Annotated in this window: 11 protein-coding genes; 4 read left to right on the forward strand and 7 right to left on the reverse strand. The window is 51.4% G+C overall.

Annotated elements, in window-relative coordinates:
- Positions 1-4: 4 nt before the first annotated feature.
- From CEK71_RS12830 to CEK71_RS12855, 6 genes are all read right to left on the reverse strand, one after another.
- Positions 5-3,130 carry an efflux RND transporter permease subunit gene (locus CEK71_RS12830; protein WP_088619756.1) on the reverse strand — a complete coding sequence of 1,042 codons (3,126 nt, stop codon included), beginning with the start codon at positions 3,128-3,130 and terminating at the stop codon, positions 5-7.
- Entirely contained in the window at positions 3,127-4,269 is a 1,143-nt protein-coding gene (locus CEK71_RS12835) for an efflux RND transporter periplasmic adaptor subunit (RefSeq protein WP_088619757.1), read from the reverse strand. Before CEK71_RS12835 ends, CEK71_RS12830 begins: the two co-directional genes overlap by 4 nt.
- Positions 4,266-5,636 carry a TolC family protein gene (locus tag CEK71_RS12840; protein WP_232463638.1) on the reverse strand — a complete coding sequence of 457 codons (1,371 nt, stop codon included), beginning with the start codon at positions 5,634-5,636 and terminating at the stop codon, positions 4,266-4,268. Before CEK71_RS12840 ends, CEK71_RS12835 begins: the two co-directional genes overlap by 4 nt.
- A 444-nt stretch (positions 5,637-6,080) precedes the next feature.
- The gene (locus CEK71_RS12845; RefSeq protein WP_088619759.1) at positions 6,081-6,533 is read right to left on the reverse strand and encodes a single-stranded DNA-binding protein; all 453 of its coding nucleotides are present in this window, start codon (positions 6,531-6,533) and stop codon (positions 6,081-6,083) included.
- A gap of 74 nt (positions 6,534-6,607) precedes the next feature.
- A complete protein-coding gene (locus CEK71_RS12850; protein ID WP_088619760.1) occupies positions 6,608-7,615 on the reverse strand; it encodes a DUF475 domain-containing protein in 1,008 nt (335 codons plus the stop codon).
- Positions 7,616-7,806: 191 nt separating this feature from the next.
- Positions 7,807-8,541: an SIMPL domain-containing protein gene (locus CEK71_RS12855; protein WP_088619761.1), complete on the reverse strand. Its 735-nt coding sequence runs from the start codon at positions 8,539-8,541 to the stop codon at positions 7,807-7,809.
- Positions 8,542-9,017: 476 nt separating this feature from the next.
- Here CEK71_RS12855 and CEK71_RS23205 point away from each other — a divergent pair, with 476 nt between their 5' ends.
- The 4 genes from CEK71_RS23205 to CEK71_RS12870 all read left to right on the forward strand — a co-directional run bounded on the left by CEK71_RS23205 (position 9,018) and on the right by CEK71_RS12870 (position 12,060).
- Positions 9,018-9,161, forward strand: a complete 144-nt coding sequence (locus tag CEK71_RS23205) for a hypothetical protein (protein ID WP_170065191.1) — start codon at positions 9,018-9,020, stop codon at positions 9,159-9,161.
- Positions 9,162-9,233: 72 nt separating this feature from the next.
- Complete coding sequence (locus CEK71_RS12860) at positions 9,234-9,761, forward strand: cupredoxin domain-containing protein (RefSeq protein WP_408630490.1); 528 nt, start codon at positions 9,234-9,236, stop codon at positions 9,759-9,761.
- A complete protein-coding gene (locus CEK71_RS12865) occupies positions 9,758-11,383 on the forward strand; it encodes a b(o/a)3-type cytochrome-c oxidase subunit 1 (protein WP_088619762.1) in 1,626 nt (541 codons plus the stop codon). The genes CEK71_RS12860 and CEK71_RS12865 overlap by 4 nt, the downstream gene beginning before the upstream one ends.
- A 2-nt stretch (positions 11,384-11,385) precedes the next feature.
- Entirely contained in the window at positions 11,386-12,060 is a 675-nt protein-coding gene (locus CEK71_RS12870) for a c-type cytochrome (RefSeq protein WP_088619763.1), read from the forward strand.
- Positions 12,061-12,144: 84 nt separating this feature from the next.
- Here CEK71_RS12870 and CEK71_RS12875 read toward each other — a convergent pair whose 3' ends face one another.
- The gene (locus CEK71_RS12875; RefSeq protein WP_088619764.1) at positions 12,145-12,351 is read right to left on the reverse strand and encodes a hypothetical protein; all 207 of its coding nucleotides are present in this window, start codon (positions 12,349-12,351) and stop codon (positions 12,145-12,147) included.
- Positions 12,352-12,448: the final 97 nt, after the last annotated feature.

Raw genomic sequence — 12,448 nt, forward strand, 5'->3', positions numbered from 1 at the left:
TAATTTACCCCTGCCGAATGTCCACTTCATCCAACTCTTGGTCATCCAAGTTCGGTAAAGCGACGCGGGGCGCAAACAAGCGGTACAAAACCGGGACTAACAAAACCGTCATCACCGTTGCACTAAACAGCCCCCAGACAATCACTGTCGCCAACGGCCTTTGCACATCCGAACCCAAGCCGGTCGCTAACGAAGCCGGCACCAACCCTAAAATCGCTACCAAAGACGCGACTAAGATAGGCCGGACGCAGCGCACCGCCCCTTCGACAATCGCCTGTTCCAAGGCAATGCCCGCCAAGCGCAATTCGGTGATGGTGCGGACAATCAACACCCCGTTCATAATCGACACGCCAAACACGGCGGCAAAGCCGACTCCAGAGGAGACGTTCAAATTCATATCGCGCAAATACAGCGCGGTAATGCCGCCGACAAAGGCGAACGGAATCGCCAGCAACAGCACTAACGCCGCCCTGACCGAGCCGAACGTCACCAGCAACAGGGTAAAAATCACCCCGATACTGGCAGGCACCAACACTTTAAAATGCTCCGCTGCCCGCGCCAGATTCTCAAACATGCCTAACCACGCGACACGGTAGCCGTCCGGCACGGTAATCTGCTGACCAAACAGCCGCTGTGCTTCGGCGACAAAACTGCCTTGGTCGCGCCCGACAATATCCGTCCGCACTGTCAGCCGTCGCCGCCCGTCATCCCTGGCAATCAGGGTCTGGCCGTCGATAATGTCAATATGGGCGACTTGCGCCAAGGGGATGGGGATACCTTCGGCATTGTACACGGGCAAACGCCCGATGGCGGCAGGAGAGCGCAAATGTTCTTTGGCAAACCGGGCGACAATATCAATGCGCCGCTCACCCTCAAATAAATTACCGATAGGCGAGCCGCCGATGGCGACATCAATCAGCCGCGTCACATCCTCAACGCTGACATTATAGCGGGCGCACAACGAGCGTTCAGGGCTGATGACCAATTGTGGCTGCGGGCCTTCCTGTTCGATACTGACATCGGTAGCCCCCGGCACTTGGCTGAGCAAGTCTTTGGTTTTCCGCGCCAACCCCAATAACACCGCCGAATCAGTGCCGGAAAATTCGACCGCCAAATTCGCGGACGTGCCATTGGCATCTTCGGTGACACTATCAATAATCGGTTGGGTGAAATTAAAGCGGGTGGTCGGAAACTCCGAACGGAAACTGTTGCCTAACGCCGCCACCAATTCCTGCTTACGCTGGAACTGCACCCATTCGTCACGCGATTTCGGGCCGATCAGCATTTCCAAACGGCTGGGCGGGAACGGGTCGGTACCGCTGTCGCCACGCCCGGCCTGCACCACCATAAAATCAATATCAGGATATTTCAACGCAATTTCGCGCAAGCGTTGGCCGAACTTCGACGTTTGCTGTAAAGACGTGCCTTCCGGGAAATTGGCGCGTACCCAAATCACCCCTTCATCCATATACGGCAAAAACTCGCTGCCGAGCTTGGGCAAAATCACCACCAACACCGCCACCAACACTGCGACGGAACTGCCGAGCGCCAGCCAGCGGAAGCGCAGCAAACGCGCCAGCAACGCCGCATAGCGCGGATACGCCCACGTTAACAGCGGATTTTCCCAATCGCTATAGCCTTTTCTAAACAGATAACTGGCAAAAGTCGGCACGATAAACAGAGCGTAAATCATCGCCCCGACTAAAGCGAACAAAATGGTCAACGCCATGGGGCGAAACAGCAAACCCTCAATATGGGTCAGCGTCAACAACGGCAAAAACGCCCCGACAATCATTAAAATCGAAAAAAACACTGGCCGTTCGACCTGTAACGAAGCCTGCAAAACGGTTTTGGCAACCCCGGTCTTATCCTGCCTGAGCTTGGCCTCATGCAGCTTATGGGCGATATTTTCCGCCATAATCACCGAGCCATCGACGATAATGCCAAAATCTATCGCCCCAATAGACAGCAAACCAATAGGGATACCGAACGCCTTCATCATCACCAAGGCAAATAACAACGAAAACGGGATGGTCAAGGCCACCAACAAAGCCAGCGACGGCCGGCCTAAAAAAAACAACAGCACCAACGTGACCAGCGACACCCCTAACAGGACACTGTGTCCCACCGTATGCAAGGTATTGCTGACCAACTGCGAGCGGTCATAAAACGGCTCGACACTGACCCCTTCCGGCAAATCGACCTCATTCAGCGCGGTAATGACCGTCTTGACATTCTTTAACGTGTCCGAGGTATTCTCACCCCGGCGCATCAGCACAATCCCTTCAATGGCTTGGTCGGTTTGGTCCTTGCTTAAAATACCCGCCGGAATCTTGGCATCCACCTCGACGTCGGCGACATCATGGACATAAATCGGCGTGCCGCCGAAAGATTTAATATAAATATTGCCGATTTCCCCGACACTTTGCAGCGAGCCCTTGCCCCGGATCACAAACGACATGCTGCCGCGCGACAACACGCTGCCGCCCGCGCTTTCATTATTGGTTTGGATGGCATCGACGACATCATTGAGCGACAACCCGAAGCGCTGCAATTGCGACGGGTTCATCAGCACTGCATATTGTTTCTCAAAACCGCCAAAATTCGAGACATCGGCCACCCCGGCGGCGCGTAACAAATGCGGAATCACTACCCAATCATTGATAGAGCGCAATTCGGTCAGATCATAGCGGCCATCCGAGACCAATTCATAGCGCAAAATTTCCCCATACGCCGTCGCCAACGGCCCCAATTGCGCGGAGGCTCCAGTCGGTAAATCGACATTCGCCAACTTCTCTTGGACACGCTGCCGCGCCCAATAACTTTCCGAGCCTTCTTCAAACGTCAATTGCACCACCGACAGACCGAAAATCGTCCGCGAGCGTATCGTCTGCACTTTCGGCACGTTACGCATTTCGATTTCCATCGGCACGGTCACTTGCCGCTCCACCTCCTCGGGGGCGCGGCCCGGATACACCGTGATGATCTGTACCATCTGCGAGGATATGTCAGGATAGGCATCAATCTGCATATTCAGAAACGACCACAAACCCAGCAAAATTACCGCGACCGTACCGCCCAACACCATCAGGCGGTGGTGCATGGCTTTGCTCAGCAGTTGCGGGATCATAACTTGGCTCCAGACAAAGGCCGCCGATTATCCGCCTCTTCGTTTTGCAGCGACTGCACCAGCATAGGCTTTAACAGAATCGCGCCATTACCGATAATACGCTCGCCTTCGCGCACCCCTTTCAGGATTTCGATACGGTCATCAATACTTTCGCCGACGCTCACTTCGGTGATGCGCCATAAACCCTCTTGCGCACCAATTAACACATAATCGGAATTGCCGCTGTGCAGCACCCCGTCGGTAGGCACTAAAATGGCATCGCGCGGGTCGGTGCCTAGGCCAATTTCGGCATACATGCCGGGTTTAAATTGGTCAGCGGCATCGTTCAGCTCAAAAAACACCCGCAAAGTATGGCGTTCCGCCGATAAGGTCGGCGCTAAGCTGCGCACCTTACCCGCAAACACCTGATCTGGCAAACCGTAAAAACGCGCCGCACACGCTTGCCCCACCGCCACCAAACTGATGCGCAATTCGGGCACGTCGGCCATAATCAGCGACACCCCAGGGCTGGAGCTTTCCAGCAATACAGGATCAACCCCTTCCTGTAACAGCTTGCGCTCTAACGCCGCCCGGCTACGGCTGGAGACGGTCAGCGCCGTTTCCGCCTCATAAACATCTTTTTGCCCGCCCAGTTGTACTTCCATCAGCGTCGCCTCGGCGGCGGTCAAATCCCTAATCGCCTCCGTCCCCGTGGCGACCAGTTTTCTCAGCCTGTCCACCGCCAGCTTTTGCGAATTATATTGCGCGGCGGTCAGCTCGCGGATTTTTTCCAGCCGCTTGGCATTAAAATCCTTTTCCGCTTGCGCCCGTTGCCAATCGGCATACACCCCCGATAATTCAATGCTATTGAATTGCCAACGGTCTTCTTTAGGCGCGGAACCGACGGGTAAGCGTGCCACCACTGCCCCGGTCACCACCAATAAAGGCGTGGTTATGCGCTGCTTTTGGACGCTGGTGATGCTGAATTTTTGCTCCAACAAACTGCCCGCCTTGACGCGGATCAAACGGTTGCCCGCCAACTCAACCACAGGTGACGAAACCACCGTTTCGGGCTTGGTATCCGCCCCGGCATTCAGGCTAAGCAGCGCCAACACAGCCACACCTACCCTTAAGCGGCGGCATAAGAATAACCCCATCATCGTACTATTTCCTTACCCATCGCAGCGTTAAGCTGATACAAAGAATGCCAATAACTGGAGCGCCCGCTGATATGGACGCGGTAAGTCTCCAGATAAGCCCGTTGTGCGTCCAGCACCTCAATCAGCGTTTTACCGCCTAGCTCATAAGCTTGGGTGATTTTATCGCGGACATTTTTGGCCGCTTCCAATTGCCCCGGATCGTCGCTGGTTAAAAATTGGTAGGCTGACGCGAAAGTCTGCACCGCTTGGTCTATTTCGGCACGCAAATCGACCAATTGGGCTTGCAAATTCAGTTGGGTTTGGTTGTACACCGACTTGGCCTTACCGATATTGCCCTGGTTACGGTCAAACAGCGGCACACTGACGCTCACCCCCGCCATCCAGGAATCGGCATCGGGATAGCCAATGGCCTGTTGCTGGAACTGGCGGGTATAACCGACGCTGGGCGTAATGGCCGGATAAGCCTTGGTTTCCTCCCACTTAATGTCGGCATTGGCCTTAGCCAACTGCTCACGCAACGAAGCCAAATCAGGGCGGTTTTCTGCCGCCCATTGCAAGGCCGATTCGATACTGATGGGTTTCGCCAAGTTGCCGACTTCCAAACTGCCCTTCACCTTAATCGGCGTGGCTTCGGCGATACCTAACAACGCCCGGAAACGGTTACGCGCCGCCGCCAAATCCAACTCCCGCGCATGGACATCCCGGCGGCTACTGAAAATGGACAAACGGATACGGTCGGTCTCGATAGTGCCGACCCCGCCAAACGCCACCCGGTTACGGATGATATTTTCCATTTTAGCCAGATTGTCTAAGTTTTCCTGCGCCAGCTCCAACATCGCCTGCATTTCCAGCACATCGTAAAACGCCGAAATGGTCGCGGCAATCCTGACCCTAACGGTATTGGCAAAATCCGCCTCGGCAACATCCACCCCCTTTGCTCCCGAAACCATCGCCGCCGCCCGTTTGCCAAACACAAACCAATCAATCGGCATAGCAACGCTAATGTCAAACTGCGGCGGCCCGCCTTGCCGCGTCACGGTAAACGTCCGTGTCAACGGCATAAGCTGGATGTCGGTACTGACTTGGGGATTGGGCAATAATCCGGCGGTGAGTAAATCGGCTTGCGCCTGATTAATGCCTTCAAACGCGGCGGCGATGCGCGGATCAGCTTGTAAAGCCGTCTGTACCGCTTGGTTTAAGGTAAATTCTTGGGTTTCGCTGGCTAGCTTAGGTTTAATCGCTGCTGGCGTAGTACCTGCCGCCTCAAGAAAATGCCCGGCATTCAGGTGTGCATCCTGACGATAAACCGACAACGGTGTCGGTGCGTAGGCTTGACTGGCACAACCGCACAGCAGCAGCCACGCCACGCGGCATGACCCGAATAAAAAAACCTTTATTAATCGGGGGGTAGTGTTATTCAAATCAGTCATAGATATTTAGGCGGTTGCTTAACTCAAAACGCCCCACTAGGGTAACATCCTGAGTGGGGCGCTTAGCAGGGAGACGCTTATCCTAGGGGCGCGGGCAGCTTGCCCGCAAAAGTTTATGGCTCTTGCCAAACTTAGCCATGGGCGTACCTTAGGAACGTGCATGACATAAAATCTGTTGAACAGGCGAAAGTACAACAACCCCCTCCCAGCCTCCCCCTTGGCAGGGGGAGGGGCTTTTTCCCCTGATTTTCGCCTGTACTAAGGGGAGGGCTGGGGTGGGGTTTAACACGCTGAGGTGCAATGGAACGCTTACTTAATTTTATGCACACGCCTTATCTCATGCCCGTGCCTTATTATAAAGCACAATAACCAAGCCCATTATTAAAACGGGATGTCATCATCATAAGGCTCGTCAAAATTATCATGGCTGGCGGTTTGCGGCTGTGGCGCATTACCCCGCGCTGACGGTGCCGGACTGCCATAACCTGTCCCTGCTGAGGTCGCAGGCGCACCGCCCTCATTGCGTTTACCGACCAAATCGAGGATGTTCGCGTTCAATTCCAACGAAGTCCGCATCGTACCGTCATTGGCTTTATACTCGCTTTGTGACAACTCCCCGGACACAAACACCTGCTGGCCTTTTTTCAGATAATTCTGCAAATTGCCCTCAGCGCGTTTGCCGAACACCGCCACCCGAATCCACAAGGTTTGCTGCTTATCACCAAAACCAATATTATTGGCGACGTTAACATTCAACACAGCCATACCCGCCGGGGTATAGCGCACTTCGGCATCACGGCCTACCGTGCCGGTAAAACTAAATACATTACTCATAACAATCTCTGGGGGGGTTAATAATTCATCTATTATCGGCGGCTTTGCAGTACATCGCCAATAGTGCGGATAGTTTAATCGTTTTCGGCCTGTTTATAGCGTATCGACGAAAACACCGACAAGCCAATCAGCACCGCACCGATCAAGCCAGTGACAATTTCAGGAATTTCATGGGTCATACTCACCAACATAATCGCCGCTAAGCTACCTATCGCATAATGGGCGCCATGCTCCAAAAACACATACTCGTCCAAGGTTCCCTTGCGCACTAAAAACACCGTTAGACTTCTGACAAACATTGCACCTATCGCCAAACCCAGCATGATGATGACCACGTCTTGGGTAATCGCGAACGCGCCGATCACACCGTCAAAAGAAAACGACGCATCCAATACTTCCAGATACAAAAAGCTCATGACGCTGCCTTTTTTCAGCACTTCCGCCAGCTCTTCACCTTCTTCCTCGTCCTCAAACAGGGCTGACATGCTATCAACAACGACAAACAGCATCACCCCGAAAACACCGGACACCAACGCCTCGTGGCGGATCGCTTCGGGCAATAAATACTGGGTCGTCATCAACACGCCCAACGCTAAAATAATTTCCAGCGACTCCAACTTGCCAAAATCCGACAGTTTCTTTTCGATATAGCCCAGCCAATGCAGTTCCTTACCCGTATCAAAAATAAACGAAAAGAACACCATCAACAAAAACATCCCGCCGAAAGCGGCAATCTGGACATGCGACTCGGTCAAATGCTTGGCATACGTTTCAGGATCATGCAGCGCCATTTGCGTCACGCCGATAAAATCAATCCCCGTCGCCATCGCCACAATAGCGATAGGGAACAATAAGCGCATCCCAAACACTGCGATTAAAATCCCCCACGTCAGGAAGTATTGCTGCCAGCGCTCATCCATTTTTTTCAGGATAGAGGCGTTGACCACCGCGTTGTCAAAAGACAAGCTGACCTCCAGCACACCCAAAATCAAAGCAATCGCCGCCCCCGTAGGCCCGCCCCAATAAAAAGCAATCGCCAGACACACGATGGTGATAATAATAGAAAGTCGAAAATGCTGCATAGAATATCCTTAACTGAATGGTTTAACCCGCAACTATAAGACCATTTTCGGTAAAATCAATCATTAAATGGTGGCAAACGTTGAGGGCGAAATAGAGAGTATTGTATTGTTTTTTTAGAGGAGGTGAGAATGGTTAAGGCGATAAAATTATATTTTCACAATCGGGAATGACAGATCAATGCACGCTTAGTCTACTTTGTTTCAAGCTTGAAAATAACATTAACCCTCTTTTCGATCTTAATCGTCGCAGGAATAAATATTATCTCCCCTCCGCTAGCCATCATAGATTTTTTGAACATACTGTCTAAAACGTCGCGCGTATTAGACATACCAAATTGATCCTCCATGCTATTAAAGCCCCGGTCTGATATGGCATACACAGATCCTAGTTTAGCACCTATACCGCTAGCCATATTTTCAGCCTGCATTTTGGCGTTAGCGCAAGCGTCTGCCGTCAAAGCGGTTTCCAACGCTTTACGTTGGGCTACCTCGAATTGGACATTGATGTTAGTGACATTCCTATATTTCAATAATTTTTCGATTAATGCCGAATATTGGCTAAGCCCATGTAATTTTATGGAAAATTTTTGCTTAACCTCATATCCGAGGATTTTTAACTGCACATAATCTTTTTCTTGGCGAACCGCCCTCTTATCAATCTCGTAAGTTTCGATATCGTTTGTCGGAATTGCCATGATTTTGAATAAGCCGATCAATTCGATGCTCCGCTTTGTCAGTATGTCGAGAGATTTTTCTGGATTCTCATCGAACGCTTCCACATCAAAAGTAATGGTCGCCAAATCGGGAGGTACTTCTTTAATCGCCGTACCCACGGCAAAAAGAAAAGGAAAATCAGGCCACTGAGATGCGGCGGCAATATTCCATTGCAACATCAATACAGCCATAACAATCATGTGTTTTTTCATATTGCCGATTCCTGTGCAGGGGAGGTTGTGGTCACATAAAATATGCTGACTGTTATTTTACCTTAACTATAGCGTAACACCTGAAAATAACGGTGTTGCAAACTTCTTTCATTTTGAAGCCTATGGTTTAAAAAACCATTACCGCTAAGGCTTTCGGCATAGTTTGAGAATTAAGGCGATAACCCAACATCTAATAAACCCTATCGAAACAATCCTTTTTGCCAATGTAAACAAGTTTTAAGCGAAAGTAACGCCATCCGTTATCCAAACTTAAAGGTAAGCTAAGCCGCATCAGTCAAAAAAACAAAAACCCTACATTAAAACAGACAAAGCTAATATTTCCCCCTATAATTACCCCATCACTAATAATGATTTTGCAACACCATAAATGATGCTGTGCAAGCTTGGCCATCCTGCCTAAAGCCTGATAGCAATCCTGCTTTGCCCGGCATCGGTTAATCTAAAGAGAGGATAATATGCAGTCTATAAGTGAAGAAGAGCGCCAACAGATTCTAGAAAGTTCGCCGGTCGGCACTTTTGCCCTCATGTCAGCGGTGATCGGCGGTATGGTCGTGGCTTGGCTGTTTTTGTATTACGGCGTATTTTTGCCGCGCGGCTAGGGGGAGATGATGCAAGTAGACACCGCAAAAATCCTCGCCCAGCTACGCACTTGGTGCACCGAATTTAACGCCATCCATATCGACCCCTTAGAAAAGAAATGGATCGCCATTTCCTTGGCCGTGGTCGGCCTGTTCGTCGCCATCATTACCCTAGATGCCTTGTTCCACGGCATTAACCCGCCCAGCAAGGTGGAGACCATCGACTCGGCCAGCTTGCACCTTAGCACCGAGTTTGCCGAAGACAAGCTCGGCGTACAAACCGATGCCCAAGGCGTTATCACTGTCCGCATGGTCGCTGGCCGCTATTCGTTTTTCCCTAAGCACATCACCGTACCCGCCGAAACCCCGCTGACTTTCCGTTGGGTCAGCATGGATGTGCTGCACGGCGTACATATCCCCATGACCAATATGAGCACGATGATCGTGCCGGGCTATGTCGCGGAAATCACGACTACTTTTCCTAAACCGGGCGAATATCCTTTGCTGTGCAATGAGTATTGCGGTTTAGGCCATAACCACATGTGGAGCAACATTTCGGTCATTGCCAAAGAAGATTGGCAAGCGTCGGTTAAATCACCTGCCCAAGGAGAACAAAAATGACGACTGCGGCGACTAAAAAACTCGCGTTAAGCCATTTATGGGTGGCGTTTGCCGCTTTTATAGTGGCTTGTTTTATGGGCGAATACCAAGTGCTGGAGCGGAGCGGCTTTATTTCCGCCTTAGATTCCGCCCCGGTCTATTTCGCATCGGTCAGTACCCACGGGGTGCTGATGGCGTTTGTCCTGACCACTTTTTTTATCATGGGCTTTGGTTATTACATTGCCACTACCACCTTAAAGCAACCGTTATGGAACCTGCCGCTGGCTTGGGGCGGTTTCTGGCTGGCTTTATTCGGCGTGGTGTTGGCGGCGGTGCCCTTACTGACGGGTAAGGCATCGGTGTTGTATACGTTTTACCCGCCTATTGTCGCCCATGCCGCGTTTTATATCGGCGCTACTTTGTTGGTGGTCGGCTCGTGGGTTTGGTGCGCCATCATGCTGGTGATGTTTAGCCAGTGGAAAAAAGCCAACCCCGGCCAAACTGTGCCGCTGGCGATGTTCGCCACCGCCGCCAATGCCATGTTATGGCTGTGGACTAGCGCGGGCGTGGCCTTAGAAGTTTTGTTCCAGTTAATCCCGTTGTCGTTGGGCTGGATAGATACTATAGACCCCGGCCTCGCCAGAACCCTGTTCGCGTGGACTTTACACCCTATCGTGTATTTTTGGCTTATCCCCGCTTACACGGCGTTTTATGTGTTCGTCCCCAAACAAGCGGGCGGTTATTTATTCAGCGACGAAATGGCGCGGATTGCTTTTATCGTTTTGGCGGTGTTTGCCTTGCCGATAGGTTTCCACCATTTATATATGGACCCTGAGCAAGCCAAAGGCTGGAAGTTGCTGCACGGCATCGGCACGTTTGTAGTGGCTTTACCAACCCTAGTGACTGGCTTTACGGTGATTGCTTCGTTGGAAATCGCCGGACGCTTGCGCGGCGGCAAAGGCCTGTTTGGCTGGATAGGCACCTTACCGTGGACCAACACCATGGTGCTGTCGGTTATTTTGGCCTTATTGATGCTGATTTTTGGCGGCTTTGGCGGTATCGTCAATGCCAGTTACGCCATGAATGCGATGATCCATAACACCGCTTGGGTGCCTGGACATTTTCATCTGATTTTCGGCGGCACGACCATTATTATGTATTTCGCCATTGCCTATTATCTCTGGCCTATCTTAAGCGGCAAGCCGCTGTATTCGAATGAAATGGCCTTAACGCAATTATGGTTATGGTTTATCGGTATGGCAATTTTAACGACCCCGTGGCATGTTTTAGGCCTGTTAGGCCAACCGCGCCGGATTTCCAGCGTGGTTTATAACAATCTGCTGACCTTGGCCTGGAAACCTTACGAATTGGCGATGATCTTTGGCGGCTTAGTCCTGCTCGGCTCCGCTTGTTTGTTTATCTACAATCTGGTTAAAACCCAGTTAAACCCGACTGCCGAAGCCTTTACCGAAGAGTTGGAATTTGCCGAGCCTATCCATGCCGTCACCGCCCTGCCTGAGTACCTGAATAGCCTGACGCTGTGGAACAAGGTGATTGCCGTGTTAATGGTGATCAGCTTCGGTTATCCGATTTTGCAGTTCTTTATTATGAAAACCTTTGGCTCTAGCGCGTGGGGATATTAATCATGAAACAGCTCTTCTTAACGCTCGCCTTACTGGCCCCGTTAGCGCTCCAAGCCGAACCTGCGTCTAAAATCGCCTGGACACCCGACACCCTGAACTTCGTCAAAAAAGGCGACCCTAAACAAGGCAAGGTGTTGGCGGAATCGTGCCAAAGCTGCCACGGACAAAACGGCGAAGGCTTAGCCGCCGAAACCCGCGACGGTGAAACCCTGCCCGCTATCCCGGCATTGGCCGGGCAAACCGCCACTTATACCTATAAGCAATTGCGCGATTATTTTAACGATAGCCGCAGCAACGACTCTATGACGGGTATTGCCAAAGGCTTAAGCGAACAAAACGCCGCCGATCTGGCGGCGTGGTTCGCCTCATTACCGATGCCGGAACACAAAGCCACCAAAGCCGCGTCGGCCAAGGCGGAAAAACTGGTCTCCGAAGGCGACGGCAAACGCATCCTCCCCCCTTGCTCAACCTGCCACGGCAGCCAAGGCCAAGGCGAGAAGATGGACATCCCGGCACTGGCAGGGCAACAGGCGGATTACTTCGCCAACACCCTACTCGCCTATAAAAAAGGCGAACGCCATAACGACATCTACAGCCGGATGCGCTTAATCTCGCAACAATTGACGGAAACGGAAATTAGGGAATTGGCGGATTATTATGAGGGCTTGAAGAAATAAGGCTGGCGTAAATTCGCCGGGAAAGGCCTTTCGGGTTTTTAAAGCCTGAAAGGCCTGCTTCGCCATAGGCTTAGAAATATAACATCAGCAAAAGTCACCATAACCGTATACGCCAGAAAAATAATCGGCTACCGTTACGTCTTGCTCTCCGCGCTTTAACACAACGATATTAGCCTGCTCTGCCGCTTGCACAATTAGCGGACTGTGTACGCTGACGATAAACTGGGTGTCAATAAAACGCTCACTCAAATACCACCATGATGGTGCGTTACCACTGGCATAGCCACTCATTGGTGTGTAAAGGCTTTTTTACCTTGCATTTAATCCCCCACAAGATGGCAGTTTTAACTGGCCTATCCAAATCATCTTAAAAAACATTATAAATTAT

Origin of the sequence: Methylovulum psychrotolerans (genome assembly GCF_002209385.1) — a bacterium.
Lineage (GTDB): Bacteria > Pseudomonadota > Gammaproteobacteria > Methylococcales > Methylomonadaceae > Methylovulum > Methylovulum psychrotolerans.

Excerpts from the sequence above, each read along its gene's own strand:
- CEK71_RS12835 (WP_088619757.1), bottom strand. The coding sequence starts at position 4,269 with ATGATGGGGTTATTCTTATGCCGCCGCTTAAGGGTAGGTGTGGCTGTG.
- CEK71_RS12870 (WP_088619763.1), top strand. The coding sequence starts at position 11,386 with ATGAAACAGCTCTTCTTAACGCTCGCCTTACTGGCCCCGTTAGCGCTC.
- CEK71_RS12850 (WP_088619760.1), bottom strand. The coding sequence starts at position 7,615 with ATGCAGCATTTTCGACTTTCTATTATTATCACCATCGTGTGTCTGGCG.
- CEK71_RS23205 (WP_170065191.1), top strand. The coding sequence starts at position 9,018 with ATGCAGTCTATAAGTGAAGAAGAGCGCCAACAGATTCTAGAAAGTTCG.
- CEK71_RS12855 (WP_088619761.1), bottom strand. The coding sequence starts at position 8,541 with ATGAAAAAACACATGATTGTTATGGCTGTATTGATGTTGCAATGGAAT.
- CEK71_RS12845 (WP_088619759.1), bottom strand. The coding sequence starts at position 6,533 with ATGAGTAATGTATTTAGTTTTACCGGCACGGTAGGCCGTGATGCCGAA.
- CEK71_RS12875 (WP_088619764.1), bottom strand. The coding sequence starts at position 12,351 with ATGAGTGGCTATGCCAGTGGTAACGCACCATCATGGTGGTATTTGAGT.
- CEK71_RS12830 (WP_088619756.1), bottom strand. The coding sequence starts at position 3,130 with ATGATCCCGCAACTGCTGAGCAAAGCCATGCACCACCGCCTGATGGTG.
- CEK71_RS12865 (WP_088619762.1), top strand. The coding sequence starts at position 9,758 with ATGACGACTGCGGCGACTAAAAAACTCGCGTTAAGCCATTTATGGGTG.